Origin of the sequence: Brevundimonas sp., from assembly GCF_036400995.1 — a bacterium.
In the GTDB taxonomy this organism is placed as follows: Bacteria; Pseudomonadota; Alphaproteobacteria; order Caulobacterales; family Caulobacteraceae; genus Brevundimonas.
The window spans coordinates 25,884-49,908 of record NZ_DASWWG010000107.1 but is presented as its reverse complement, the minus strand read 5'-3'; the positions used below and the strand labels follow the sequence as shown (position 1 = coordinate 49,908).

Genomic DNA, 24,025 nt, shown 5'->3' with positions numbered 1-24,025 from the left:
CGTCAGTCCTGATGCTCGACCACATGCCGGCCGCGCACCATGCGCACGAAGGGCAGGGGACGGTCGGGGGCCTCGAGGCGTTCCGCGATCTCGCCCAGCACGAAACGGGTGATGGCGGGCAGGTCCTGCGCCCGGGCCTCGTCCAGCGGCAGCCAGGCGATCTCGTCCAGTTCGCCCGACCCGGCCGTGGGCTCGGGATGCAGCAGGGCCGAGGCGTCGGCCATGAAGAAGCGGGCGTCGAAGCGGCGGGTGCGTCCCGGCGGGGTGATGGCGCGGGCCGCATAGGACAGGGCCGCCAGATCGGGCAGGGCGCCGACAGCCCGGAACTCGCGCCAGCCTCCGGCGACGGAGGCGACCGGCGCGGGCTCGGCCAGCAGCAGGCCGGTTTCCTCGAAGGTTTCGCGCACGGCGGCGAGGGCGAGGGCGCGGCCCCGGCTGCGCGTGACCTCACGCGCCAGCCGCCCGGCGTCGGCGGGCGACAGGTCGGTGGCGAAGGCGGCGAAGGCGTCGGCCCGCTCGACCTTACCGCCCGGGAAGACCCATTTGGAGGCCATGAAGACGTGACCCGGCGCCCGGCGGCCCATCAACACCTCAGGGCCCTTCGCGCCCTTGCGGGTCAGGATCAGGGTGGCGGCGTCCTTGGGGCGCTGGCGGCCGCCGGTGCGCGGCGCGTCCCTGAGGTCCTGGGCGGCGTCGAAGGGCTGCATCAGCGCCGCTTGCCCTTGCGGACGCCCTTCAGCCCGCCGGACGGCTTCTTGCCGTTGCGCGGCTTGTTGCCCGGACCCGAGCGCTTGGGATAACCGCCGTCCTTGGCGCCGCGCGCCCGCATGCCCAGACGGGCCGAGGGGGCGTTGGGGTCGCGGGGGCCGGGCTCGCTGAGCATCTCGAACAGCAGGCCGCCGGTGACCGGGGTCGCCTCGCGCAGCTTGACCTCGACCGTCCGGCCCAAGGTCCAGCGCAGGCCCGAGCGTTCGCCGACGAGGGCATGGCTGCGGTCGTCGTGGGTGAAATACTCATTGCCCAGCGTCGAGACCGGCACGAGGCCGTCGGCGCCGGTCTCGTCCAGCCGGATGAACAGGCCGAAGCGGGTCACGCCGGTGATGCGGCCGGTGAAGGTCGCGCCGACGCGGTCCTCGAGGAAGGCGGCGATGTAGCGGTCCATGGCGTCGCGTTCGGCGGCCATGGAGCGGCGCTCGGTCATCACGACGTGCTCGGCGATGGCCGGCAGTTCGGCGATCTCGCGATCCGTCAGCCCGTCCTTGCCCAGCCCCAGCGCCCGGATCAGGCCGCGGTGGACGATCAGGTCCGAGTAGCGGCGGATCGGCGAGGTGAAGTGGGCGTAGCGATCGAGGTTCAGGCCGAAGTGGCCGACGTTCTCGGGGCTGTAGATGGCCTGCATCTGGGTGCGCAGCACCACCTCATTGACGACCTCGGCGTGCTCGCCCTCGCGGGTCTCGTCCAGCAGCTTGTTGAACCGCTTGGTCGTGGCCGGTTCGCCCTTGGTCCACGGCTTGCCGATGGTGCCCAGGAAGTCGGCCAGGTTGAACAGCTTCTCCTGACTGGGCGCGTCGTGGACGCGGTAGAGCAGGGCGATCTTCTTCTGCTCCAGCGTCTCGGCGGCGCAGACGTTGGCCTGGATCATCATCTCCTCGATCAGCCGGTGGGCTTCGAGGGAGACGCGCGGCTCGATGGAGGTGATCTCGCCGTCCGTCATGCGGATGCGCCGCTCGGCGCTCTCGATCTGCAGCGGGCTGCGCTTCAGGCGGCCCTTCAGCATCGTGTGGTAGGCGTTCCACAGCGGATAGAGGATGGCCTCCATGATCGGGCCGGTGGTCTCGTCCGGATTGCCGTCGATGGCCGCCTGGGCCTGCTCATAGGACAGCTTGGCGTGCGACCGCATCAGGCCGCGCACGAACTTGTGCCCGGTCTTCTTGCCGTCCTTGTCGAAGACCATGCGCACGGCCATCGTCGCGCGATTCTCGCCTTCCTTCAGGCTGCACAGGCCGTTCGACAGCCGCTCGGGCAGCATGGGCTCGACGCGGTCGGGGAAGTAGGTCGAGTTGCCCTTGTCGCGAGCCTCGCGGTCCAGATTGCTGCCGGGACGGACGTAGGCGGCGACATCGGCGATGGCGACCCAGACGATCCAGCCGCCGGGGTTCTTCGGGTCCTCGTCCTTCTGGGCGTAGACGGCGTCGTCGTGGTCGCGCGCGTCGGCCGGGTCGATGGTGATCAGGGGGATGTCGCGCAGGTCCTCGCGGCCCTTCAGCGACGGCAGTTCCTGATCGCCCGCTTCCTGCTCCACGGCCTCGGAGAAGCCGGTGGGCACGCCGTGCGAGTGGATGGCGATCAGGGAGGCGGCGCGGGCGTCGTCCTCGCGGCCGATGGTCTCCAGGATCTTGCCACGCTTGGGCCCGTAGCGCTGGGCGCCCTTCTCGATGGCGGCCAGCACCAGATCGCCATCCCTCAGCCCCTCGGACTGGGCGTGGGGCACCAGCAGCACGTCCTTGGAGCGGCGGTCGATGGGCTCGACCCGGACCTCGCGGTTCGACTTGCGGATGACGCCGAGGACGCGGCTGCGCTCGCTGTCGAGTTTCTTGACCAAGCGGGCTTCCCAGCCTTCAGCGCCCTTGCTGAACTTGACCAGCAGGCGGTCGCCCATGCCGGGGGCGGGGCCGGTGCGGCCCGAGTTGTCGGGCATCAGCAGGGCGCGCGGGGCGTCTTCGGACGCCTCGACCAGGCGGACGTACATCTCGCCGTCCACATCGCGTTCGACCACGTCGGCCACGCCGACGGGGGGCAGGGCGCCCGAGGGGCTGAAGCCCTTCTTGCCGCGCTTGCCCAGTTCGCCGTCGGCTTCGAGCTCGCGGATCATCTCGCGCAGGGCGCGGCGGTCGCCGCCCTTCAGGCCGAAGTGGCGGGCGATATCGGTCTTCTCGGCCGAACCCGCGTCACGCAGGAAGGCCAGAAGGGTCTGTTTGTCGGGGAGGCCGGCGGGCGGCCTCTTGGGGGTGTTTTTCATCTAGTCTTTCAGGTCGCCGGGCGCGTCGGCCTCGGCGGGATTGATACAGGGTACGCCGATTTCGGCGGCCGCGCGGGCCATGCCGTGATCCAGCGTCAAAAGGGTTGCGCCGAGCCGGTGGCCGGCGGCGATGTGGATGACGTCCGGGGCGCGGAGCGAGACGCCGGGAAGGCGGACGAACGCACTAGCGTCGGCAATATCGGCCGATGTAACTGTGGTCGTTTCCCCAACGCCTGCCATCCAAAGGTCGAGTTCGCCGAAAATCCGTTCAGTCTCTGAACGACTCCAGTTTTGAACACGGCTTCTTCTGGCCAATGCGGCAGAGCACTCGGCGAGAACAAAGTCGCTGACCACCACGACGGTCTCTGGATCCCTGACCAATCGGTCCACGGCCAGACTGGCCGCTTCATCCCCAACAACAGCCACGACCGCACTGGCGTCGAGAAAGAGGATCACTCCGGATCGCCGTCACGCATGGCCCGGACCAGTTCTGCGGCGGGAATACTTGAGGCGGGCCGGGCGTTCCGGCGTTTGACGAACTCATCGTACCACGCCTGCCACTCCGGTCCCTTGGTCTTGGGACTTGGATCCGGTGCGGCGCGCAACTCCGCAATGGGCTTGCCATGTTTGGTGATTGTGATGCGCTCGCCGTCTTGCACCCGCTCCAGCAGGTGGGTGAACTTGTTCTTGGCTTCCGCGACGCCGTAGTTGGCCATCGGTCAGTCTCCAATTCTGGCCAGAAGTATAGCCATAAATCCTTTCTCTCGCCAGCCCGGGTTGTTCCGTGGGAGGCGCGCGCCTAGCTTCCGGCGCTGGCCTCAACGGAGTTTCTGATGCCCCTCGCTACGCAGCCGGTCCTGTCCGGTCCCGTCGGTTCCACCCTCGACCTGATCGGCAGGACGCCGATCGTGGAGGTGAAGAAGATCGACACCGGGCCCTGCCGTCTGTTCCTGAAGCTCGAGGCCCAGAACCCGGGCGGGTCGATCAAGGATCGCATCGCGGTGTCGATGATCGAGGCGGCGGAGCGCGAGGGCTTCCTGAAGCCCGGCGGCACCATCGTCGAGGCGACGGCGGGAAACACCGGGCTGGCCCTGACCCTGGTCGGGCAGGCCAAGGGATATAAGGTGCTTCTGGTGATCCCGGACAAGATGTCCAAGGAAAAAATCCAGCATCTCAGGGCGATGGGGGCGGATGTTCGCCTGACCCGTTCGGACGTGCCGCACGGCCACCCTGAGTATTACACCGACATGGCCGAGCGTCTGGCGCAGCAGATTCCGGGCGGCTTCTACGTCAACCAGTTCGCCAACGAGGCCAACTCGGAAGCCCATGTGAAGACCACGGGCCCGGAAATCTGGGAGCAGCTGGACGGCAATGTCGATGCGCTGGTCGCCGGCATCGGCTCGGGCGGCACCATCACCGGCACGGCCCGCTATCTGAAGAGCGTCGGTTCGACGGCGCAGATCATTCTGGCGGACCCGGTCGGATCGACGCTGGCCGGGATCGTCAACGACGGCGTCCCGTCGCCGGAAGGCAGCTACACCGTCGAGGGCATCGGCCAGAATTTCGTGCCGGACACCGCCGACATCACCCTGATCGACAAGGCCTATTCGATCCCGGACGCCGAGGCGATCGCGACCGTGCGCGAATTGCTGCTGAAGGAAGGCATCCTGGCCGGCTCGTCGTCGGGCACCCTGATCGCCGCCGCCCTGCGCTGGTGCCGCGAGCAGACCGAGCCGAAGGTCGCGGTGACCTTCGTCTGCGACACCGGCGCCAAATACCTGTCCAAGGTCTACAACGACGCCTGGCTGGCGGATCAGGGGCTGGGCGAGCGTGAGCTGCACGGCGACCTGTCCGACCTGATCACCCGCAAGTACGAGAAGGGCGACGTGGTCGTGATCGGCCCGGACGACACCCTGGACACCGCCTTCAAGCGGATGAAGGGCTCGGACGTGTCGCAGCTGCCGGTCATCAGCGACGGCCGTCTGGTCGGCATCCTGGACGAGAGCGATCTGGTGCATGTGATGAACACCGACGAGATCACCCGCAAGGAGCGGTTCGCCAAGCCGGTGGCCTCGGCCATGACCCGCGACCTGGACACGGTGCAGGTGTCCGAGCCGCTGGACGCCCTGATCCCGCTGTTCGACCGCGACCGGGTGGCCATCGTTCTGGACGGCGAAACCTTCGTCGGCCTGATCACCCGCACCGACCTGATCAATCACCTGAGCCTGAACCGTTAAGCCCATGAGCCAGTTGAAGAACGAGCAGGGCTTCTCGACCCGCGCCATCCATGCCGGCCAGCGTCCCGACCCCACGACCGGGGCGGTGATGACGCCGATCTACGCCACCTCGACCTACGCCCAGGAAAGCCCGGGCGTGAACAAGGGCTATGAGTACGCCCGCGGCAAGAACCCGACCCGCGAGGCCTTCGAGGCCTGTCTGGCGGACCTTGAGGGCGGGGTGCAGGGCTTCGGCTTCGCCTCGGGCATGGCGGCCACCTCGACGGCGCTGGAGCTGCTGGACGCAGGCTCGCACATCGTCACCGGCGACGACCTGTACGGCGGCTCCTGGCGGCTGTTCGAGCGGGTGCGGCGGCGCTCGATGGGGCTGGACTTCTCCTATGTCGACTTCAGCGACCTGAACGCCGTCGAGGCGGCCATCACGCCGAAGACGAAGATGATCTGGGCCGAGACGCCCACCAATCCGCTGATGAAGCTGGCCGACATCGCGGGGCTGTCGAAGATCGCCAAGGCGCACGGCCTGCTGCTGGTCGTGGACAACACCTTCGCCACCCCGTTCAGCCAGCAGCCGCTGAAACTGGGCGCGGACGTGGTCATGCACTCGGCGACGAAGTACCTGAACGGCCACTCCGACATTATCGGCGGCGCTCTGGTCACCGGCAGCCCGGATCTCGCGAAGGAGATCAAATTCCTGCAGAATTCGGTCGGCGGGGTGATGGGGCCGTTCGACGCCTTCCTCGCCAACCGGGGCCTGAAGACGCTGGGCCTGCGCATGAAGGCGCACAACGAGAACGCCCTGGCCGTCGCCCGCTGGCTGGAGACCCGCAAGGGGATCGCCAAGGTCATCTATCCGGGCCTGATCAGCCACCCGCAGCACAGCCTCGCGGCGACCCAGATGAACGGCCGCTACGGCGGCATGGTCACGGCGATCATCGACGGCGACCTGTCGCGGACCAAGCAGGTGCTCGAGCGGGTGCAGGTCTTCACCCTGGCGGAGTCGCTGGGCGGCGTCGAAAGCCTTGTGAACCACCCGGCCATCATGACCCACGCCAGCGTGCCGAAGGAGGTGCGCGAGGCGGGCGGGGTGACCGACAACCTGATCCGCCTGTCGGTCGGGGTCGAGGACCTGGACGACCTGATCGGCGACCTGGATCAGGCGCTGGGCGGATGAGGGAAGAGACGCAGTTCTCGTTCCTCGATGGCGCCAAGGACTTCAGCCGCTGGTTCGGAAACGATGCGCCGTACTTTCACGATGCCGAGGTCGAAAGCCTGACGCTGACCCATCGCGGGGAGTCCCGGCTTTCGATCCGTACCTTCCGCATGACCTCCGAGGTGGATGCTGCGGGATACTTTGTGCTTGAGAAGCACTGCCTGCTGACCTTCATCCTGCAGGACGTGTTCGAGATTGACCTTGATGCCTTCGATGAGGGGGCGATCCTCATGGGGCTGACGGTCCTGCGGCATGAGCAGGGTGTGACGCTGGATCTGGACCCGGTCATTGGTGTCGGGGGCAGGATCAGCGCGAAGGGCTGCCGTGTGGAGTATCTGCCGCGAGAGACGGCCGCCTGACGCCTGGGGCCTTCGTGCAGCCCCGCAAATGAAAACGGCGGCGGAGCCCGAAGCCCCGCCGCCGTTCAAAATCAGGCGTCGATCAGATCGACGCGTGACCTCAGCCTTCGGTCTTCAGTTGACCAGCCGATTCCTTGCCCGAGCGACGGTCGCGCTCGAGTTCGTAGGAAACCTTCTGGTTTTCATCCAGGCCGCGCAGGTCGGCCGCTTCCACGGCCGAGATGTGGACGAAGACGTCCTTGCCGCCGTCGTCCGGCTGGATGAAGCCGTAGCCCTTGGTCGAGTTGAACCACTTAACGGTGCCGGTAGCCATTTGAGACCTCCTTCTGGCGTTGGCCGCGGACAAGAGCGTCCGGAGGCCTGTCGGGTCTGAATGGGAGCGGCGGAACCTCGGGCGAAAGCAGAGGGGTGGCGTTTCGCAAAGAGAGATCGACCGCGGTCTTTTGAGCGTTCGCGGGGGCGAAAGCAAGGCGCGCCGTCAATCGACGGTTTCGGCGCCGCTCGGCGGGACGTAGTTCTCACGACAGATCTTGCGCAGATCGGCGCTCAGCTTCGGCCCGTACAGGGCGTCCTGGATCCGGTCATACCCTTCGGACGACAGGGCCTGCTTGATGTCGCTGACGGTGCGACAGCGGCCCTCGCGCGCCAGTTCATAGGCGCGTTCCAGGGTCGTCGGTCGATGGGAAGTCATGCCCCTGATATGGGGGGCGAAACCGGGATTTCTAGAAGCTGAAGCTCAATCCGGCGACGACAGCGTCGGCATACTGCGGATTATTCGGGTCGGCGTCCGTGTCGTAGTAGCGGACCTCGGCCTCGATGTGGCTGGTGAGGGCGTAGGTGAAGCCCGCGTTCCAGCCGGTGTAGTCGACGCTGTTGTCCTGCTCGCGACGGCCGACCTCGGCGGTGGCGGTCAGCTTGTCGGTGAAATCCCAGCCGCCGCGCAGCGCGACCCAGGTCCAGGCCTCGGTCGAGCCGGTGCTGTCGGGCGAATACTGCAGACGCAGGCGGGCGCTGGCCGGGCCGATGGAGCGTTTGACGTCGGCGGTGAATTCCCAGCCGTCATCGTCCGTGCCCGGATTGGCGTCGACATGCCATTTGTGCTCGGCCTTCAGGTCCAGGTCGAACCCGGCGACCTCCGGACGAATACCGGCGGCGAGGGCGACCTCCAGCTCCGAGCCGGTAGAGGCCTTGATCGTCTCGAAGGCGGGGGTGACGTAGAAGAAGCCGCTGTCGCTCTCCCACTCGGCCTCGCCCCAGACGAAGGCGTCGCCTTGCGACTTCGACGCGTCCTTGGAGCGGTTGTCGGTGGCGCCGCCGAACGAGAACGACCAGTCGCCGTAGCCGGGCGACGGGGCCTCCTGCGCCTGGGCGGCGCCGACGAGCAGGAACGAGGCCGCGAGGGCCGAGGACAGGATTCTGATCATGGGGCCTCCAGACGCGCGACCGCGCCGGAGGTTCCCTAGACGAATGCGGTCTTCTTGGCGAACCGTTCCGTTGCCTGAGCGAATTCTTGTCGCAGGCGCCCGACCAGTTCGCCCGCGGGCAGGATGTCGTGGATGGCGCCCGCGCCCTGACCGGCGGACCAGACGGTCTTCCAGGCCTTGGCCTCGTCGGCCATGTCCAGCTTGTGCTCGGGCAGGGTCTTGGGGTCGATTCCGTTCTCGACCAGCGACTTGATCATGAAGTTGGCCGGGATGCCCGACACCGCCGGGGTGTGGACGATGTCCGCCGAGCCCGAGTCGATGATCATGTCCTTGTAGTGCTGCTGGGCCGAGCTTTCGGTCGTGTTGATGAAGCGCGTGCCCATATAGGCGAAGTCGGCGCCCATCATCAGGGCGGCGGCGACGTCCGAGCCGGTCGACAGGCAGCCCGACAGGATGATGGTCCCGTCGAAGAAGCCGCGCACCTCTTCCACCAGGGCGAACGGGTTGACGATGCCCGCATGGCCGCCGGCGCCGTTGGCGACCAGGATCAGGCCGTCGACGCCCGCTTCCGCCGCCTTGCGGGCGTGGCGGACGTTGGCGATGTCGTGGAAGACCAGACCGCCGTAGCCATGCACCGCATCGACCACGTCACGCACCGCGCCCAGCGAGGTGATGATCAGCGGCACCTTCTCCTCGACCGACACCATCATATCGGCCATCAGGCGCGGGTTGGTCGGGTGGACGATGTGGTTCACGCCGAAGGCGGCGGCGTCGGGGTTCAGGCGGCCCTTGATCTCATGCAGCCACTCCCGATAGCCCTCGGTGGTGCGCTGGTTCAGCGACGGGAAGGTGCCGATGGCCCCCGCGTTGCAGGTCGCGACCACCAGATCCGGGCCGGAGACCAGGAACATCGGCGCCGCGATCACCGGCAGCTTGAGACCGTTTTGAAGCGAAGCCGGAATGGCCATGACGTTTCCCCGGGTTGTCTTTCGCTACGGATAGCGGGGGGACGCAGGGGAAGGCAAACCGGAAAAGCGACTAGCGGGGGCTATGGTCCTCGAACGAAACCGTGAAGATCACGCGGGTGTCCGGACCGAGGTTGTACATCGGGCCGGGGGAGACGGCGGCCGCGCGGGCCGAGCGTATCGCGGCCGCCCCGAAACCGCGTCCGGGATGGCTCTCTTCCAGCACCCTGCAGTTCTGCAGCCGCAGGGTCCCTCTGAGGCTCTGGCAGTCGAGACGCACGGTCGCCGTGGTGATCCCGTGGCGACGGGCCGCGCTCGGGAAGTCGGGACGGGGCGATATCGCCCAGTCAGGGTCTTCCAGCCGGGCCAGCGGCGGTTCCGCCTCGGGGGCGACGAAGCGCAGGTTCAGTCTCATGCGCGCGCCTTCGGGGATGGGCTGACCTTCCGGGATCGAGATGCGGGCGTGTCTCGCGCCGGTCAGCGCCGCCGCGGCGAAGCCCATACCCGTCGGCGTTTCCTCGACCACCTCACATTCGCTCAGCCGGCCGTCCGGGTGGAGATTGCAGAGGAGGTCGACCCGACCTTCGTAGACGCCTCGCGCCAGGGCGCGTTCCGGATAGACGAGGGCGAGGCTCTCGCCGGGCCGGATAATCGTCGTACCCGGTCCGGGCGGGGGGACGCTGTCCTGGGCGAGGGCGCCGAGCGGGAGGCTGGCGAGCAGGACGACGCCGGTCGCGCCCATCAGGAAGGCTCGCCGCATCGGATCAGCGCCGGAAGGTGATGGTGAACACCGCGCGGGCGCCGGGCGCGGCGCGGGCCAGCCATTCGTCGGTGATCTCGGCGCCGCGGACGGCCTGGATCGCGGCCTCGCCGAAGCCGTGGCCCGCGGGGCCGTCCTCGAGCACGCGGCAGTTCCGCATGCGGCCGAAGCCGGGGACGATCTCGCACTCCAGCCGGACCTGCGCCGTCTCGATCCGGGCGCGGCGGGCGCTGCGGGGCATCTCGGGACGGGGGCGGACCGCCCAGGCCGGGTCGCGCAGGACCATGAAAGGCTCAGGCTCCGCCGGCGCGACGAAGCGGGTGGTGAACTGGACGCGGGCGCCGGTCGCGGCGCCGTCGATGGTGCGGGGCGACAGACGGGCGCGAAGGGCCCCGGCGATGGCGGCCTCGGCGAAGCCCTGTCCGGCGGGCGTCTCCTCGATCACCTGACAGTCCGACAGCGTGCCGTTCGGATGCGTCAGGCAGCGCAGGGTGACGCGCCCCTGCAGCACCCCGTTGGCGATGGCCCGGTTCGGAAACTCGACCATCGGCTGACGCGCCCACGACGGGGCGCTGATCACCGAGGGGCGGCCCGGCGCCGGCGGCGGTCCCGGCGAACGCGGGCTCGGCGTGATCACCGGAGGGCGCGGCGGCGCCGGCGAGATCGGGGGCACGGGGATGCGGTCCTGCGGACGCGTCGGCTCGATCAGCACCGGCGGCGGAGGCGGGGTCGTGGCGCGCGGCTTGGGCTTGGCCTGCTGGGCCAGGGCCGGCGCGGCGAGCAGGCCGAGGGCGAGGAGGGCGCAGGCCGCCCCCCGGCTTTGAAAACGAACGCCCATGCCTCTATGTCCCCCGACAGATTACTGCGTCCCTCATGCCCCGGCGCGCGGGGCGCAGGCAAGTCTTCCGTCCACGATGAGATCGCCCATGAACCCGCCGCCGATCACCCTTCAGGAACGCCGTCAGCGGCTGGCCCGCCTGGAGGCCGCGATGGAGGCGCGGGGCGTCGCCGCCGTGCTGATCGATGCGACCTCGAGCCTGCGTTATTTCACCGGTCTGGTCTGGTGGCGGTCCGAGCGGATGATCGCGGCCCTGGTGCGGCCCGGGAAGCCGCTGACCTACATCTGCCCGGCCTTCGAACTGGACAAGGTCGGCGGTTCGATCGGCGTGCCCGGTGATTTCCTGACGTGGGAAGAGCACGACAGCCCCTACGCCCTGGTCGCCGACGCGGTCCCGACCGGCGTGCTGGCCGTGGACGAGCAGGCGCCGGTCTTCGCCTGGCTGGGGCTGGCCGAGGTCTTCGGCGTCGATCGTCTGCGTGGCGCGGGCGCGCTGATCACCCCGCTGCGGGCGCGCAAGTCCGAGGCCGAGATCGCCCTGATGACCCGCGCCAAGGCCCTGACGCTGGAGGCGCATCGGCGGACGCACGGCAGCCTCGAGGCCGGGATGCGCGGCTCGGACGTCGTGGCCTTCCTCGACCAGCAGCACCGCGCGCTCGGCGCCGACGGCGGCAACACCTTCTGCATCGCCTCCTTCGGCGTCGACACCGCGCTGCCGCACGGCGGGGAGGGTGATCCGGAGCTGAAGGAGGGCGACGTCGTCCTGATCGACACCGGCTGCGCCCTGGACGGCTACAACGCCGACATCACCCGCACCTATGTCTTCGGCGAGCCCACCGCCGAGGTCCGGCGCATCTGGGAGCTGGAACACGCCGCGCAGGCAGCGGCCTTCGACGCCGCCCGGCTGGGCGAGCCGTGCGAGGCGGTGGACGCCGCCGTTCGGACCTTCCTGAAGTCCAGCGGACTGGGCCCCGACTATCAGGTGCCGGGCACGCCGCACCGCACCGGCCACGGCATCGGCCTGGACATCCATGAGGCGCCCAACCTGGTGCGCGGGGACGGCACCCTGCTGGACGTCGGCATGTGCTTCTCGAACGAGCCGATGATCGTGGTTCCCGGCAAGTTCGGCATCCGGCTGGAGGACCATTTCCACATGACCGCCGACGGCCCGCGCTGGTTCACCGAGCCGCAGCCCAGCCTCGACGAGCCCTTCCGGGGCGTCGCCCCGCTGGCGGCGTGACCTTCGCCGCCGAAATCGCTAGAGCCAAGCCATGACCACCGACACCTCGGGCCTGCACCAGCTGGGCCAGCAGATCGCCGCACCGGACAGCCCGGAGACCGCCGTGCTGGAGCGGGTGCCCAACCCGCACGCGGACACCCTCTACCTCGCGCGCTTCACGGCGCCGGAGTTCACCAGCCTGTGCCCCGTCACCGGCCAGCCGGACTTCGCCCACATCGTCATCGACTATGCGCCGGGCGACTGGCTGGTCGAGTCCAAGAGCCTGAAGCTCTACCTGACCAGCTTCCGCAACCACGGCGCCTTCCACGAGGACTGCACCGTGGCCATCGGCAAGCGGCTGGCCGACCTGCTGCAACCGAAGTGGCTGCGCATCGGCGGCTACTGGTACCCGCGCGGCGGCATCCCCATCGACGTCTTCTGGCAGACCGGTCCCGCCCCGGAAGGCCTCTGGCTACCCGACCAGGGCGTGCCGACGTACCGCGGGCGCGGCTGATCCCCATGACCGACGCCTCGGGGGAGGATGAGGTTCTGGAGTTTCGGACCTTCAACTGGCCGATGACCCTGTACAGTCTCGTCTTCTTTGCGATGGGCGGATTCTTCTGGGGGATGCACGCGCTCGGCAGCACGCGGGGCGCCCCTCTGGTCTTCGCGTGGATCCACGGCGCGTTGGGCGCAGCGGCGCTGCTCTACAGCCTGGCGCCCCTGTCCCTGCGGGCGGACGCGACGGGACTGGAGTGGAGACAGGCCGGGCCGAAGCGATCCCTGACCTGGTCCGAGATTGAGGGCTTCGGCGTCTGGCGCGACCGCTCATCGGACGCGTGGAACGCCCACCCGATGGTGCAGTTCACCCGCAGCCAGCAGCCGCGCTCGCCGGCCCGTCTGATGATCCGGTTGACCCCTGAAGCCCGCGAGGCGCGCGGGACGCAGGGGCGGTATACGACCAGCGGCTACGATATCGCTCTGATGTTGCAGGTCCGGATGACGCTGACGACGCTGACGGACCGGCTGGAGGCGCGTCTGGCGGCGGCGCGGGCGCGCGCGGCGGGGTAGGGCGCCTGCACCAAATCTCCACGCGCCAGCGGCGTCGACCACCGCTAGCCTCCGCGCATGATCGTCGCCCGCCGCCTCCCGCTTGAAGCCCTCGGCCGCCGCTGGCTGACCCATGCGGAGGCGTGGGCGGACCGGTCGCCCTGGCGGGGCGCCGCCTATGAGTTCCTGTGGTTCGGGCTGAAGCAGGCCTGGGCCTGCCTGTTCGGCGGCCTGCTGCTGGCGCTGATCGTCGGGACCTTCCTGTTCTGGCCCGAGGGCGCGCCGGTTTCGCGCTACGACTTTCTGGTCGTCGGCGCCGTGGCGATCCAGGTCGGCATGCTGGCCCTGAAGCTGGAAAGCCGGGACGAGGCGGTGGTGATCCTGATGTTCCATGTCGCCGGAACGGTGATGGAGCTGTTCAAGACCGCGCAGGGCTCGTGGGTCTATCCGGAGGACTCCCTGCTGAGGATCGGCGCCGTGCCCCTGTTCTCGGGCTTCATGTACGCGGCGGTGGGCAGCTACATTGCGCGGGTGCAGCGGGTGTTCCACATCCGGGTGCGGGGCTATCCGCCCTTCTGGATGACGGCGGTGCTGGCGGCGGCCGTCTACGTCAACTTCTTCGCCCACCACTGGCTGTGGGACGCGCGGTGGCTGCTGTTCGCGGCGACGGCGCTGATCTTCGGGCGCGGCTGGTTCTGGTTCACCACCGACCGCAGGCGGCGCGGGATGCCGCTGTTGCTGGGCTATGTCCTCGTCGCCCTGTTCATCTGGTTCGCCGAGAACCTGGCCACCTTCGGCCGGGCGTGGACCTATCCGTCGCAGGCGGCGGGCTGGACCATGGTCGGGCTGGAGAAGCTGGGGAGCTGGTTCCTGCTGATGATCCTGTCGATCGTTCTGGTGTCCATCGTGCACAGGCCCGAGGAGGAGGATCAGCCGCTGGCCAGCGCCCGGACCGCGACATAGGCGGCGACGCCCAGGATCAGGCCGGCGAACAGGCGGCGGCCGAGGGCTGCGTTGGCGCCCAGCCGGTGCGAGATCGGCAGGCCGACGAGGGTGCCTGCGACGCCGCCGACGGTCATCGCGGCGACCAGCGGCCATGAGATCAGCCCGGACAGGCTGTAGTTCAGCGCGGTCGAGGCGCCGAAGGCCGCGACGCTGACCAGCGACGACGCCTGCGCCAGCGCCAGGGTCATACCGGTGGCGCCCATCAGACCCGGAACGATCAGAAAGCCGCCGCCGATGCCGAAGAAGCCCGCGGCCGCGCCCACGCCCGCGCCCGACAGGGCCACACGCGGCGCCATGGCGGGGTTCAGCCGCACCGACGCCTCGCCCTCGGTCTTCGGCCGCCGGAACATGGCTAGGGCGACCGCCGCCATGGCGAGGGCGAAGACCAGCAGCAGTTGGTGGCCGTCGATCCGCTTGGCGAGGCTGGAGCCCACCCAAGCGCCCGTGGCCCCGAAGGCGGCGAAGGTCAGGGCGCACGGCCAGCGGACGCGCCCGGCCCGGGCCTGTCCCACCAGAGCGGTCAGGGCGTTGAGCGAGACGCCCGCCGCCGAGACGCCGATGGCGACATGCGGGTCGGTCACCCCGACGACATACAGCAGCAGGGGAACCGCCAGCACGGACCCGCCGCCGCCGAACACCGTCAGCAGCAGGGCGACCAGTCCGCCGCTCATCGCGGCCAGCAGGAGGGTCGGCGCATCCATGGTTCAGGCCGCCTTCGCCGCGCGGTTCCAGGGGGCGAGGGCCAGCAACCGCGCCATGCCGCAGAAGCCGGTCAGGCCCGCGAGGAACAGTCCCGCGCCGACGAAGGCGCTCAGGCCCCAGAAGGCCGGATGAACCAGCAGGCCCAGGGCCGCGCCCGTCAGGATCAGGCCGCCGGCGGCCATCTGGACCTGACGCATCAGTTCGATCGGCCGGCGGGTGTCCAGCCGGGTCGGCAGGCCGGCCTTCTTCCAGGCCTCCAGACCGCCGTCCAGCACATAGGCGGGGCCGTCGACGCGGGCGGCCAGCCGGTCGCAATTCACGCCGGTCCGGTTGCCCGTCCGGCACATGAAGACGACGTCCTGCCGCGCATGGATCGACAGGTCGGCGGCCTCGAAGGCCGACAGCGGGGCGGGGGCCGCGCCCTTGATGTGCTCGCGGGCGAACTCGTCGCTCTCGCGGATGTCGACGAGGCGGATCGCGCCGGACTTCAGGCGGTCGGCGACCTCGCGCGGGGAGAGGGGAAGCAGGGGGGCGCTCATGGGCGGTTCCTTCAGGGCAGGGGCGGGCAGAAGATCTCGGCCAGGACGGCGATGACCTTCAGGGCCGCGGGATCGGCGATGCGATAGAAGACGGCCACGCCCTCGCGGCGGGCGGACACCAGCCCGTCGTCGCGCAGGCGCGCCAGATGCTGGGACAGGGCGGACTGGGACAGCCCGACCCGATCCAGCAGTTCCGATACCTGAAGCTCCCCCTCGCCGAGCTGGCAGAGGATCATCAGGCGGTGCTCGTTGGACAACGCCTTCAGAAGCGCCGACGCCTGCGCGGCGCTGGCTTGAAAACGGTCGAGTCCGAGGGTCTGGATATCGATCATGTCGCCGATATATTCGCTATTGCTAATTTAGCAAGTGCTAATATGTAGGGCGTCGAAGGAGCCCCGCATGACCCAGATCGCCCGCCCCGACGTCGTCGGCGTCTTTGATCCCGCCAGCCACACGATCAGCTACGTCGTCTCCGATCCGGCCACCGGGGCGGCGGCGATCATCGATCCCGTTCTGGACTTCGACCCGGCGGCCGCGCGGACCTCGACCGGCTCGCTGGAGCATCTGCTGGCCCTGGTCGCCGACCGGGGGTTGAGCCTTCAGTACGTGCTGGAAACCCACGCCCACGCCGATCACCTGACGGGGGCGCACGAGATCCGCGAACGCACCGGCGCCCCGATCGGCATCGGGGAGAAGATCACCCGCGTGCAGAAGACCTTCGGCGACATCTTCGAGGCGAGCGACGTCCGCGCCGACGCCTCGGCGTTCGACCACGCTTGGGCGGACGGCGCCCGGTTCAGCCTGGGGGAGATCGAGGTCGAGGTCCTGCATACGCCGGGGCACACCCCGGCCTGCGTCAGCTACCGGATCGGCGACGCCGTCTTTGTCGGCGACACCCTGTTCATGCCGGACTTCGGGACCGCGCGATGTGACTTCCCCGGCGGCGACGCGCGCACCCTGTACCGCTCGGTCCAACGCTTGCTGGCCCTGCCGGACGAGACCCGGGTCTTCGTGGGGCACGACTACTTGCCCAAGGGGCGGGCCGACTTCGCCTGGGAGACGACGGTCGGGGCGCAGAAGGCGGACAATATCCATGTCGGCGCCGGGCGGTCCGAGGACGATTTCGTGGCCATGCGGGAGGCCCGGGACGCCACCCTGTCCCCGCCGCAGCTGATCCTGCCGGCGCTGCAGATCAACATCCGCGCCGGCGCCCTGCCGCCGGCGGAGGCCTCGGGGCGCCGCTTCCTGAAAACGCCGTTGAACGTCCTCTGAAGCGGCGCCCCGCCGGTCACGTCACCCCCAAGCGCTGGAGCCCGCCTCCGGGCGGAACTCGAAGTCGCCGTCGGTGCCGGCCGACAGGTCGCGCCAAGCGTCCAGCTCGGCCTGCAGGCCGTTGATCTTGGCCTGCACCATGCCCAGCGCATCCGTGCCCGCGCACCAGCGAACGGGCGGTTGCGGGGCGTCCGCCAGGGTGATCAGCGCCCGCGCCAGCTTCACCGGATCGCCCGCCTGGTTACGGCTGCGGCTGTCGTAGAAGCTCTTCAGCGCCGCCGCGGTCTCGGCGTAGTCGGCGATCGGGTTCGAGCCGTGCTTCACTGACGTCGCCTCCAGGAAGTCGGTGCGGAAGAAGCCGGGCTCGACGATGGTGGCGTGGATGCCGAACGGGGCGATCTCCTGCGCCAGCGACTCGGTGAAGCCCTCCACGGCGAATTTCGAGGCGCAGTACAGGCTGCCGCTGGCGCCGCCGACGATGCCGCCGACCGACGAGACGTTGAAGATGCGGCCCGACCGCTGCGCCCGCATCCCCGGCAGGACCGCGCGGGTCACATGCATGAGGCCGAAGACGTTGGTGTCGTACTGGGCGCGAACGTCCTCGACGGTCGATTCCTCGAACAGGGACAGGTCGCCGTAGCCGGCGTTGTTCACCAGCACGTCGATCCGGCCGAAATACTCGAGGGCCGAAGCGACGGCGGTCTGCACGGCGGCGGGATCGGTCACGTCCAGCGACAGGCTCAGCAGGGCGTCGCTGTCCGCGCCGAAGGCGGCGGCGAGGGCGTCGCGCTTGCGGGCGGTGGCGACGACGCGCTCGCCGGCGTCCAGCAGGGTGCGGACGATGGCGGCGCCGAGGCCGCGCGAGGCGCCGGTGACGAACCAGACGCGGGAAGAGGTGGAGGTCATGGGAAGTCTCCTTGGTTGGGAGCCCCGATATGCGCCCGGGCCGGGCGGCGGACGTAGACGGATCACGCCAGTGTCTTGCACGATCCTGCCATTCGATCCCGGATGTGGTTGCATCGCGCGCCCGTCAGGGCTTGAGTATGGCCATGAGCCGCTTGCCTGAACTTGTCACCCTTGTGCGCAACCAGCTCGGCGGAGTTTCGCCGGAAGGCGTCGGTCCATTGACCGGTGCGGGCCTGCACATGATCGCCAGCACCAGGGTCACCGAGACCCAGAAGGTGTTGTACGAGCCGATGGTCTGCCTGATCCTGGAGGGCGCGAAATCGACCACCCTTGGGCCGGAGACCTATCCCTACCGCGCAGGCCAGTATCTGGTCATCTCGGAGGAGCTGCCGGTCAGCGCGCGGGTGATCCAGGCGCCCTATCTGGCCGTCGGCGTGCCGCTGGACCCGGTCATGATCGCCGAACTGCTGATGGAGACGGAAGGGGCCGTTCCGGAGACCGCGCCGGTGCGGGGGCTGGCCGTCAGCGAGATGGACGAGGACCTGATCGACACCGTGATCCGTCTCGTCCGCCTGATGGAGCGGCCCGAACAGGCAGCCGTGCTGGGCCCGATGATCCGGCGCGAGCTGGCGTGGCGGCTGCTGGTCGGGGAGCGGGCCGGGATGATGCGCCAGCTGGCGGCCTCGGACGGGCGCTCGGCGCAAGTGAAGCGGGCCATCCGCTGGCTGCGCCAGAACTATGCCGAACCCATGCGGATCGAACGGCTGGCCGAGGTGGCGGGCATGAGCGAGACCTCGCTGCATCGCCACTTCAAGGCTGTCACGGCGATGAGCCCGCTGCAGTACCAGAAGCAGATCCGCCTGCAGGAGGCCCGGCACCGGCTGCTCTCGCAGGGGCGGGACGTCGCGGGGGTCGGGTTCGCCGTCGGCTATGACAGCCCGTCCCAGTTCAGCCGCGAGTACGCCCGGATGTTCGGCCGTCCGCCGGGCGTGACCTGGAGCGGCTGAGGGCCGATCCGTCATTGGCGGTGGCGGTCTAGGAGGCGGGGGACAGGGCGGCTTCCGCCAGATCGGGCGTCGTCGACGGACGCTCGAACAGGCGCAGGGAGAGGTCGGCCTCGAAGCCGGTCTCGGGATATCGGAACTCGGTCGCGGTCGCGCTGGAGGTGATCAGTCGGGAGCCGAAGCCCGTGCGCTCCGGCGTGACGACCGGCGGGCCGCCGCTTTCGCGCCAAGCGATGTGCAGGGTTCCGCCGTCGGTGCGCCACTGGACCCGAACCCGGCCCTCCGGGCGGCTGAGCGCGCCGTATTTGGTGGCGTTGGTCGCCAGCTCGTGGGCGATCAAACCCAGCGTCAGCACGTTCTCGGCGCCCAGCCGGATGTCCGGGCCCTCCAGCAGGACCTGATCGTCGTTGTAGTGGCCGAACTCGGCGCGGAAGATGTCGCGCAGCTCGGCCTGCTGCCAACCCTCGGCGGTCAGCAGGTTGTGGGTCGCCGACAGGGACAGCAGGCGCGCCTGGAAGGCCTTGGCGAAGGTCTGCACGTCGTCCGAGCGCCGCGCGGTCAGTGTCGCGATCGACAGGACCGTGGCGAGGGTGTTCTTCACCCGGTGGTTCAGCTCGTTGATCAGGATGCGCTGGCGCGCCTCGCTACGGGCCAGGGCCTGGAAGGCGATGCGGTGGGCGGTGACGTCCTGGATCGTGCCGACCAGACGCAGCGGGCGGCCGCCCCCGTCCAGGATCATCAGGCCGCGAACCTCCAGCCAGCGGCCGTCGAGCAGTTCATAGTCGACCTCGTAGTCGACGCCTTCATTGATCGACCGGTCGAGCGCGGCCTGACGCCGGGCGCTGCTTTCGAAGGTCATCAGTCCGGCGACCATCGACTGGTCGAAGGGGGCGTCGGGGGCGAAGCCCAGCAGGCCGCGGCCCTGTTCGCTGAGCGCCAGACGGCGACGGGGAATGTCCATCTCCCAATAGCCCATCCGCCCCGCGCGGAGGGCCATCGACAGGACCTGTCGCTGATCCATGAGGCTGGCGCCGAGGGCCAGGAACAGCAGCAGCAGGGTCAGTCCCGCCACCGCGAAGGCCAGCCACAGGGGGGAGACCCCCTGGTCATGGTGCAGGGCCGATCCGGGTTCCAGCACGACGGCGGCCATGGCGGTGTAGTGCATGGCCACGACGCCTGCGCCGAGCAGGATCGCCGCGCCCGCCTGCCAGCGTGACCGTGAGTTCCGCCGCACCGCGGCCAGGGCGGCGGCGGAGGCCAGGAAGGCGACCACGACCGAGGCGGCGACCCAGCCGGGCTGGTAGCCGAGCACCACCGAGCTGCGGATGGCCGACATGCCGAGATAGTGCATCCCGCCGATGCTGAGCCCCATCAGGGCGCCGCCGCCCAGCAAACGGGGCAGGCGGGCGGTGGAGGGGCCGCTGATCAGGAAGGCGAGGGCCGTGCCGGCGACCGCCAGCAGCAGGGAAGCCACCGTCGTGCCCGGGGCGTAGGACACCGGCGCGCCGGGGTTGAAGCCGAGCATGGCCACGAAATGCATCGACCAGATGCTGACGCCCATGGCCACCGCGGACAGGCCGATCCACTGGGCCCGGGACAGGCCGTCATGGCTGCGGGCGCGCCGGAACAGGTCCAGCGCGGTCCACGAACCGAAGACCGCGACCACGCTCGACAGCAGCGGATAGATCAGGTGGTGGTCGTGATGCACCCAAACGCCCCGTTCAACGACTCCCGAGTGTTATCCGAACCCGCACCGCCCCGCTACATCACACGCGTAACGGGAGACCGGGCAGGGCGCGCGCCGGCGACGCAACCGATGATCCTGCCCGGATCGAGGAAGGCCGCGACCTGCGCGTTTCCGTTCGCTAGAGAGGATCGGGGCGCGGCAGACGCCCAACGAGGGAGCGCGCATGACCACCACCACCACCGACGTCGTCATCCTCGGCGGGGGCCACAACGGCCTCGTCTGCGCCTTCTATCTGGCGAAGGCCGGGCTGAAGGTGACGGTGCTGGAGCGGCGGCATGTGGTCGGCGGGGCGGCGGTGACGGAGGAGTTCCATCCGGGCTTCCGCAACTCGACCGCCAGCTACACGGTCAGCCTGCTCAATCCGAAGGTCATCGCCGACATGGACCTGCCCCGGCACGGGCTGCGGGTGGTCGAGCGCAAGGTGTCCAACTTCCTGCCGTTCGACGACGGCCGGTATCTGCTGGCGGGCGAAGGGCGCACGCAAGGAGAGGTGGCGAAATTCTCGGCGAAGGACGCCGAACGGCTGCCCGAGTACGAGCGTCGGCTGGAAGTCGTGGCGGGCATCCTGCGCGACTGGATCCTGAAGGCGCCGCCCAATCTGACCGAGGGCGGCTGGCTGGCGCAATTGCCCGAGCTGGCCAGCGCCACGGCGCTGGCGCGGCAGGGGCTGTCGCTCGACGAGGAGGGCCGCCGCGACCTGCTGGACCTGTTCGCCAAGTCGGCGGGCGACTGGCTGGACGGCTGGTTCGAGAGTGATCCGATCAAGGCGCTGTTCGGCTTCGACAGCATCGTCGGCGCCTACGGCAGCCCCTACACCCCGGGCTCGGCCTATGTGCTGCTGCACCACGTCTTCGGCGAGGTGAACGGCAAGAAGGGCGTCTGGGGCCACGCGATCGGCGGCATGGGCGCGATCACCCAGGCCATGGCGAAGGCCTGCGCCGAACAGGGCGTCGAGGTGCGGCTGGAGACCGCCGTCGCCGAGGTGCTGACCGAGAAGGGCCGGGCCGTCGGCGCGGTGACGGAAAGCGGCGACGTGGTGCGCGCGCGGGCCGTGGTGTCCAACCTGCATCCGCGCCTGTTGTTCGAACAGTTGGTGGACGACGCCGTGGTCCCCGCCGACTTCCGTGCCCGGATCGGGAACTACCAGTCCGGCTCGGGCACCTTCCGCATGAACGTGGCCCTGTCGGAGCTGCCGAACTTCACCAGCCTGCCGGGGCAGGGCGATCATCTGACGGCGGGCATCATCATCGCGCCCAGCCTCGCCTACATGGACCGTGCCCACGCCGGCGCCCGTCTGGACGGCTGGTCGCGGGAGCCGATCGTCGAGATGCTGATCCCCTCGACCCTGGACGACAGCCTGGCCCCGCCGGGCCGGCACGTCGCCAGCCTGTTCTGCCAGCACGTCGATCCGACGCTGGCGGACGAGCATCGCGACACGGTGGCGGATTTGATGATCGATACGGTCGACAAATATGCACCGGGCTTCAGGGCCTCGGTGATCGGACGACTGGCGCTTGGGCCGCGCGATCTGGAGCGGCGCTTCGGTCTGGTCGGCGGCGACATCTTCCACGGCCGCCTGACGCTGGATCAGCTGTTCAGCGCCCGTCCGGTGCTGGGCCACGCCGACCATCGCATGCCGGTCCCGGGCCTCTACCTGTGCGGCTCCGGCGCCCACCCTGGCGGCGGCGTGACGGGCGCGCCGGGGCATAATGCGGCAAGGGCGGTGCTGAAAGGGATTAGGGATTAGGGACTAGATCGGCGAACGACCCGCCACATTGCCCCTAATCCCTAATCCCTAGTCCCTAATCCCTTGGAGTTTAGCCCCTTTCCACGCCCATCGCCGCCAGCAGCGCATCACGCACCGCGGCTTCGGTGAAGGGCTTCTGGATCGTGCGTTGGCCGCGCCATTCGTCGGGCAGGCCGCCTTCGCCGTAGCCGGTCGAGAAGACGAAGGGCACGCCCCGGTCCTTCAGCGCCTGGGCGACCGGGAAGACCTGGCGGCCGGCGACGTTGACGTCCAGCAGGGCGGCGTCCAGCGCGCCTTCGCCGGTGGCCAGCGCGAGGCCCTCGTCGATGTTGGAGGCCGGGCCGACGGGCGTGCAGTCCATGTCCTCGAGGATGGTCTCCAGCAGCATGGCGACCAGCGACTCGTCCTCGACGATCAGGACCCGGCGACCGGACAAGGCATCAGTCATTCGTCTTCTCCCGGTCCAGCGGGACCATGAACGCCGCCGAGAACCCGGCGGTTGCGTAGTCAAGTTTCACCTCGCCCGCCAGATCGTGACGGACGTTGCGTTCAATCAGCCGGCTGCCGAAGCCCCGCCGCGACGGCGCGACGACCGGCGGGCCGTCCAGCTCGCGCCAGGTCAGGTGCAGTTTCGGATGGGCGTGGTCGGCCACCGACCAGTCGATCATCACCCGGCCTTCAGGCCCCGACAGGGCCCCGTATTTGGCGGCGTTGGTGGCCAGTTCGTGGAAGATCATCCCCAGCGACAGGGCCGTCGCGGGGCCCAGCGCCACCGGCGGTCCGTTGAGGCTGATCCGCTGCGGGCCGTGGGCCTCGGTCTCGTGCTCCAGGATGGCGCGCAGGTCGGCGCCCTCCCAGTGGCTGCGGGTCAGCAGGTCGTGGGTGTGTGACAGCGCCATCAGCCGCGCCTGGAAGCTTTCGGCGAAGGTGGCCGGTTCGGCGTGCGAGCGGGCCGTCTGCATGGCGATCGACTGGACCGTGGCCAGGGTGTTCTTCACCCGGTGGTTCAGCTCGTCGATCATCAGCTTCTGCCGCTCGGCGGCGATGACGGTGTCGGTGACGTCGTGCCCCTGCACGAAGATGCCGGCGACCTTGCCCGCGCCGTCGCGGATCGGCTGGTAGATGAAGTTCAGATAGACGGTCTCGAGGGGCGCGTCGGCGGTGCGCTGGAGCTGCACCCGGCTGCCCCGGCCCTCATGCGGCTCGCCCGTGGCGTAGACGTTGTCGAGAAACTCGAAATAGCCCTGTCCGGCCAGTTCAGGCAGGGCGTCGCGAATGGCCTTGCCGGTGATCGCCCGGTGGCCGATCAACTGCGCGTAGGCCGGGTTGTACATCTGGAAGACATGCTCGGGCCCGGTCAGCACCGCGACGAATCCCGGCGCCTGCATGAACAGATCGACCAGCTGGCGTCGCTCCGACTCCAGCCGGGCGCTGTCAGCCTGCACGTCCTCGGCGCGGCGCAGGACCTGTCCGCTCAGGATGGTGTCCAGCGCCGAGGGCGTCTCGGCCGGGCTGCCGGTCGCGGCCGCCGCCTGATGCCGCAGGAGCTGCAGCTCGGTGATGTCGCTGGTGTGCTGCAGGATGTAGCGGAGATTGCCGTCCTCGTCCCGGATCGGACTGTGGGTGCAGCTCCAGTACCGGTCGTCGTAGCGCATCCCGCCCGCGCCGTCGGGCACGGGGATCGGATAGTGCAGAAGGGGCAGGTGGTCCGGCTGGTTGGTCTCCAGCACCTTGTTGAACGAGGCCAGCAGACGTCCGGCGTTCACGTCGTCGCCGCCGGCGTCGAACATCTCCATCACGTGCGCGCCCATCAGCTCTTCGCGCGTGCGCTGGGTCACGTTCAGATAGGCGCGGTTCATGCCGGCGTAGCGCAGCTCGGTCGTCAGCAGCATGTAGGGATTGGGCGATGCGTCGAACGCGCTCGCCAGATCCACGGTCGCGCCGCTCATTTCCGCCAATTTCCGCAAACCGGCACCCCGCACTCTTGTTACTGTAACGCTTTGACCCGGAGCGGGTTCCGGC

At 69.2% G+C, this 24,025-nt stretch carries 27 protein-coding genes; 10 read left to right on the top strand and 17 right to left on the bottom strand.

The annotated features are described in order from the left end of the window. Positions 1-2 precede the first annotated feature (2 nt). From VGE03_RS14630 to VGE03_RS14615, 4 genes are read right to left on the bottom strand one after another with little or no spacing between them, the layout of a single operon-like run. On the bottom strand, positions 3-707 hold the full coding sequence (locus VGE03_RS14630; RefSeq protein ID WP_331047210.1) for an NUDIX hydrolase: 705 nt from the start codon (positions 705-707) through the stop codon (positions 3-5). Next, positions 707-3,019 (bottom strand): ribonuclease R, encoded by a 2,313-nt coding sequence (rnr, locus tag VGE03_RS14625; RefSeq protein WP_331047209.1) that lies wholly within the window; start codon positions 3,017-3,019, stop codon positions 707-709. Before rnr ends, VGE03_RS14630 begins: the two co-directional genes overlap by 1 nt. Continuing rightward, on the bottom strand, positions 3,020-3,475 hold the full coding sequence (locus tag VGE03_RS14620; protein ID WP_331047208.1) for a type II toxin-antitoxin system VapC family toxin: 456 nt from the start codon (positions 3,473-3,475) through the stop codon (positions 3,020-3,022). Further along, on the bottom strand, positions 3,472-3,735 hold the full coding sequence (locus tag VGE03_RS14615) for a type II toxin-antitoxin system Phd/YefM family antitoxin (protein ID WP_331047207.1): 264 nt from the start codon (positions 3,733-3,735) through the stop codon (positions 3,472-3,474). The genes VGE03_RS14620 and VGE03_RS14615 overlap by 4 nt, the downstream gene beginning before the upstream one ends. Positions 3,736-3,852: 117 nt before the next feature. On the opposite strand from VGE03_RS14615, the gene VGE03_RS14610 reads away from it, so the two are divergent. Genes VGE03_RS14610 through VGE03_RS14600 form a run of 3 tightly spaced genes read left to right on the top strand, consistent with a single transcriptional unit; the run spans position 3,853 to position 6,825 of the window. Further along, positions 3,853-5,256, top strand: a complete 1,404-nt coding sequence (locus tag VGE03_RS14610; protein ID WP_331047206.1) for a cystathionine beta-synthase — start codon at positions 3,853-3,855, stop codon at positions 5,254-5,256. A 4-nt stretch (positions 5,257-5,260) separates the two neighbouring features. Beyond that, on the top strand, positions 5,261-6,427 hold the full coding sequence (locus tag VGE03_RS14605) for a PLP-dependent aspartate aminotransferase family protein (protein ID WP_331047205.1): 1,167 nt from the start codon (positions 5,261-5,263) through the stop codon (positions 6,425-6,427). After that, positions 6,424-6,825 (top strand): hypothetical protein, encoded by a 402-nt coding sequence (locus VGE03_RS14600; RefSeq protein ID WP_331047204.1) that lies wholly within the window; start codon positions 6,424-6,426, stop codon positions 6,823-6,825. The genes VGE03_RS14605 and VGE03_RS14600 overlap by 4 nt, the downstream gene beginning before the upstream one ends. 100 nt (positions 6,826-6,925) lie before the next feature. Here the strand turns inward: VGE03_RS14600 and VGE03_RS14595 are convergent, their stop codons facing one another. The 6 genes from VGE03_RS14595 to VGE03_RS14570 all read right to left on the bottom strand — a co-directional run bounded on the left by VGE03_RS14595 (position 6,926) and on the right by VGE03_RS14570 (position 10,812). After that, on the bottom strand, positions 6,926-7,138 hold the full coding sequence (locus tag VGE03_RS14595) for a cold-shock protein (protein ID WP_331047203.1): 213 nt from the start codon (positions 7,136-7,138) through the stop codon (positions 6,926-6,928). Between the two features lie 165 nt (positions 7,139-7,303). Beyond that, positions 7,304-7,516, bottom strand: coding sequence for a hypothetical protein (locus VGE03_RS14590; RefSeq protein WP_331047202.1), 213 nt, complete (start codon positions 7,514-7,516; stop codon positions 7,304-7,306). 31 nt (positions 7,517-7,547) lie between these two features. Next, positions 7,548-8,249: a TorF family putative porin gene (locus VGE03_RS14585; RefSeq protein ID WP_331047201.1), complete on the bottom strand. Its 702-nt coding sequence runs from the start codon at positions 8,247-8,249 to the stop codon at positions 7,548-7,550. Positions 8,250-8,284: 35 nt separating this feature from the next. Then, complete coding sequence (locus VGE03_RS14580; protein WP_331047200.1) at positions 8,285-9,217, bottom strand: nitronate monooxygenase family protein; 933 nt, start codon at positions 9,215-9,217, stop codon at positions 8,285-8,287. Positions 9,218-9,287: 70 nt separating this feature from the next. Further along, on the bottom strand, positions 9,288-9,974 hold the full coding sequence (locus VGE03_RS14575; protein ID WP_331047199.1) for an energy transducer TonB: 687 nt from the start codon (positions 9,972-9,974) through the stop codon (positions 9,288-9,290). Between the two features lie 4 nt (positions 9,975-9,978). Next, on the bottom strand, positions 9,979-10,812 hold the full coding sequence (locus VGE03_RS14570; RefSeq protein ID WP_331047198.1) for an energy transducer TonB: 834 nt from the start codon (positions 10,810-10,812) through the stop codon (positions 9,979-9,981). 88 nt (positions 10,813-10,900) lie between these two features. Here VGE03_RS14570 and VGE03_RS14565 point away from each other — a divergent pair, with 88 nt between their 5' ends. The 4 genes from VGE03_RS14565 to VGE03_RS14550 are packed head-to-tail and all read left to right on the top strand — an operon-like array spanning position 10,901 to position 14,044. After that, a complete protein-coding gene (locus VGE03_RS14565) occupies positions 10,901-12,052 on the top strand; it encodes a Xaa-Pro peptidase family protein (protein WP_331047197.1) in 1,152 nt (383 codons plus the stop codon). 31 nt (positions 12,053-12,083) lie between these two features. Then, positions 12,084-12,545 (top strand): preQ(1) synthase, encoded by a 462-nt coding sequence (gene queF, locus VGE03_RS14560; RefSeq protein ID WP_331047196.1) that lies wholly within the window; start codon positions 12,084-12,086, stop codon positions 12,543-12,545. 5 nt (positions 12,546-12,550) lie between these two features. After that, positions 12,551-13,102: a hypothetical protein gene (locus tag VGE03_RS14555; RefSeq protein ID WP_331047195.1), complete on the top strand. Its 552-nt coding sequence runs from the start codon at positions 12,551-12,553 to the stop codon at positions 13,100-13,102. 57 nt (positions 13,103-13,159) lie between these two features. Further along, a complete protein-coding gene (locus VGE03_RS14550) occupies positions 13,160-14,044 on the top strand; it encodes a DUF817 domain-containing protein (RefSeq protein ID WP_331047194.1) in 885 nt (294 codons plus the stop codon). Here VGE03_RS14550 and VGE03_RS14545 read toward each other — a convergent pair. Genes VGE03_RS14545 through VGE03_RS14535 form a run of 3 tightly spaced genes read right to left on the bottom strand, consistent with a single transcriptional unit; the run spans position 14,011 to position 15,659 of the window. Further along, positions 14,011-14,787: a sulfite exporter TauE/SafE family protein gene (locus VGE03_RS14545; RefSeq protein WP_331047193.1), complete on the bottom strand. Its 777-nt coding sequence runs from the start codon at positions 14,785-14,787 to the stop codon at positions 14,011-14,013. The genes VGE03_RS14550 and VGE03_RS14545 overlap by 34 nt on opposite strands. 3 nt (positions 14,788-14,790) lie before the next feature. After that, positions 14,791-15,327 (bottom strand): rhodanese family protein, encoded by a 537-nt coding sequence (locus tag VGE03_RS14540; RefSeq protein WP_331047192.1) that lies wholly within the window; start codon positions 15,325-15,327, stop codon positions 14,791-14,793. Positions 15,328-15,338: 11 nt separating this feature from the next. Then, positions 15,339-15,659 (bottom strand): metalloregulator ArsR/SmtB family transcription factor, encoded by a 321-nt coding sequence (locus tag VGE03_RS14535; protein WP_331047191.1) that lies wholly within the window; start codon positions 15,657-15,659, stop codon positions 15,339-15,341. A gap of 67 nt (positions 15,660-15,726) precedes the next feature. On the opposite strand from VGE03_RS14535, the gene VGE03_RS14530 reads away from it, so the two are divergent. Then, positions 15,727-16,599, top strand: a complete 873-nt coding sequence (locus tag VGE03_RS14530; protein ID WP_331047190.1) for an MBL fold metallo-hydrolase — start codon at positions 15,727-15,729, stop codon at positions 16,597-16,599. A 21-nt stretch (positions 16,600-16,620) separates the two neighbouring features. Here VGE03_RS14530 and VGE03_RS14525 read toward each other — a convergent pair whose 3' ends face one another. Next, positions 16,621-17,505 carry an oxidoreductase gene (locus tag VGE03_RS14525; RefSeq protein ID WP_331047189.1) on the bottom strand — a complete coding sequence of 295 codons (885 nt, stop codon included), beginning with the start codon at positions 17,503-17,505 and terminating at the stop codon, positions 16,621-16,623. 143 nt (positions 17,506-17,648) lie between these two features. On the opposite strand from VGE03_RS14525, the gene VGE03_RS14520 reads away from it, so the two are divergent. Next, positions 17,649-18,512 carry an AraC family transcriptional regulator gene (locus VGE03_RS14520; protein ID WP_331047188.1) on the top strand — a complete coding sequence of 288 codons (864 nt, stop codon included), beginning with the start codon at positions 17,649-17,651 and terminating at the stop codon, positions 18,510-18,512. A 28-nt stretch (positions 18,513-18,540) separates the two neighbouring features. Here VGE03_RS14520 and VGE03_RS14515 read toward each other — a convergent pair whose 3' ends face one another. Beyond that, the gene (locus VGE03_RS14515) at positions 18,541-20,217 is read right to left on the bottom strand and encodes an MHYT domain-containing protein (RefSeq protein ID WP_331047187.1); all 1,677 of its coding nucleotides are present in this window, start codon (positions 20,215-20,217) and stop codon (positions 18,541-18,543) included. A 202-nt stretch (positions 20,218-20,419) separates the two neighbouring features. Here VGE03_RS14515 and VGE03_RS14510 point away from each other — a divergent pair, with 202 nt between their 5' ends. Further along, positions 20,420-22,003 (top strand): NAD(P)/FAD-dependent oxidoreductase, encoded by a 1,584-nt coding sequence (locus VGE03_RS14510; RefSeq protein WP_331047186.1) that lies wholly within the window; start codon positions 20,420-20,422, stop codon positions 22,001-22,003. 70 nt (positions 22,004-22,073) lie between these two features. Here the strand turns inward: VGE03_RS14510 and VGE03_RS14505 are convergent, their stop codons facing one another. Then, entirely contained in the window at positions 22,074-22,451 is a 378-nt protein-coding gene (locus tag VGE03_RS14505; RefSeq protein WP_331047185.1) for a response regulator, read from the bottom strand. Further along, entirely contained in the window at positions 22,444-23,952 is a 1,509-nt protein-coding gene (locus VGE03_RS14500; RefSeq protein ID WP_331047184.1) for an HWE histidine kinase domain-containing protein, read from the bottom strand. The genes VGE03_RS14505 and VGE03_RS14500 overlap by 8 nt, the downstream gene beginning before the upstream one ends. Between the last annotated feature and the right edge of the window lie 73 nt (positions 23,953-24,025).

Bases quoted from the DNA above. Each gene is read 5' to 3' on its own strand.
- VGE03_RS14500 (WP_331047184.1), bottom strand. From the start codon at position 23,952: ATGAGCGGCGCGACCGTGGATCTGGCGAGCGCGTTCGACGCATCGCCC.
- VGE03_RS14590 (WP_331047202.1), bottom strand. From the start codon at position 7,516: ATGACTTCCCATCGACCGACGACCCTGGAACGCGCCTATGAACTGGCG.
- VGE03_RS14615 (WP_331047207.1), bottom strand. From the start codon at position 3,735: ATGGCCAACTACGGCGTCGCGGAAGCCAAGAACAAGTTCACCCACCTG.
- VGE03_RS14580 (WP_331047200.1), bottom strand. From the start codon at position 9,217: ATGGCCATTCCGGCTTCGCTTCAAAACGGTCTCAAGCTGCCGGTGATC.
- VGE03_RS14595 (WP_331047203.1), bottom strand. From the start codon at position 7,138: ATGGCTACCGGCACCGTTAAGTGGTTCAACTCGACCAAGGGCTACGGC.
- VGE03_RS14510 (WP_331047186.1), top strand. From the start codon at position 20,420: ATGACCACCACCACCACCGACGTCGTCATCCTCGGCGGGGGCCACAAC.
- VGE03_RS14540 (WP_331047192.1), bottom strand. From the start codon at position 15,327: ATGAGCGCCCCCCTGCTTCCCCTCTCCCCGCGCGAGGTCGCCGACCGC.
- VGE03_RS14630 (WP_331047210.1), bottom strand. From the start codon at position 707: ATGCAGCCCTTCGACGCCGCCCAGGACCTCAGGGACGCGCCGCGCACC.
- VGE03_RS14600 (WP_331047204.1), top strand. From the start codon at position 6,424: ATGAGGGAAGAGACGCAGTTCTCGTTCCTCGATGGCGCCAAGGACTTC.
- VGE03_RS14605 (WP_331047205.1), top strand. From the start codon at position 5,261: ATGAGCCAGTTGAAGAACGAGCAGGGCTTCTCGACCCGCGCCATCCAT.
- VGE03_RS14545 (WP_331047193.1), bottom strand. From the start codon at position 14,787: ATGGATGCGCCGACCCTCCTGCTGGCCGCGATGAGCGGCGGACTGGTC.
- VGE03_RS14575 (WP_331047199.1), bottom strand. From the start codon at position 9,974: ATGCGGCGAGCCTTCCTGATGGGCGCGACCGGCGTCGTCCTGCTCGCC.
- VGE03_RS14525 (WP_331047189.1), bottom strand. From the start codon at position 17,505: ATGACCTCCACCTCTTCCCGCGTCTGGTTCGTCACCGGCGCCTCGCGC.
- VGE03_RS14520 (WP_331047188.1), top strand. From the start codon at position 17,649: ATGAGCCGCTTGCCTGAACTTGTCACCCTTGTGCGCAACCAGCTCGGC.
- queF (WP_331047196.1), top strand. From the start codon at position 12,084: ATGACCACCGACACCTCGGGCCTGCACCAGCTGGGCCAGCAGATCGCC.
- VGE03_RS14610 (WP_331047206.1), top strand. From the start codon at position 3,853: ATGCCCCTCGCTACGCAGCCGGTCCTGTCCGGTCCCGTCGGTTCCACC.
- VGE03_RS14570 (WP_331047198.1), bottom strand. From the start codon at position 10,812: ATGGGCGTTCGTTTTCAAAGCCGGGGGGCGGCCTGCGCCCTCCTCGCC.
- rnr (WP_331047209.1), bottom strand. From the start codon at position 3,019: ATGAAAAACACCCCCAAGAGGCCGCCCGCCGGCCTCCCCGACAAACAG.
- VGE03_RS14550 (WP_331047194.1), top strand. From the start codon at position 13,160: ATGATCGTCGCCCGCCGCCTCCCGCTTGAAGCCCTCGGCCGCCGCTGG.
- VGE03_RS14535 (WP_331047191.1), bottom strand. From the start codon at position 15,659: ATGATCGATATCCAGACCCTCGGACTCGACCGTTTTCAAGCCAGCGCC.
- VGE03_RS14530 (WP_331047190.1), top strand. From the start codon at position 15,727: ATGACCCAGATCGCCCGCCCCGACGTCGTCGGCGTCTTTGATCCCGCC.
- VGE03_RS14565 (WP_331047197.1), top strand. From the start codon at position 10,901: ATGAACCCGCCGCCGATCACCCTTCAGGAACGCCGTCAGCGGCTGGCC.
- VGE03_RS14585 (WP_331047201.1), bottom strand. From the start codon at position 8,249: ATGATCAGAATCCTGTCCTCGGCCCTCGCGGCCTCGTTCCTGCTCGTC.
- VGE03_RS14505 (WP_331047185.1), bottom strand. From the start codon at position 22,451: ATGACTGATGCCTTGTCCGGTCGCCGGGTCCTGATCGTCGAGGACGAG.
- VGE03_RS14555 (WP_331047195.1), top strand. From the start codon at position 12,551: ATGACCGACGCCTCGGGGGAGGATGAGGTTCTGGAGTTTCGGACCTTC.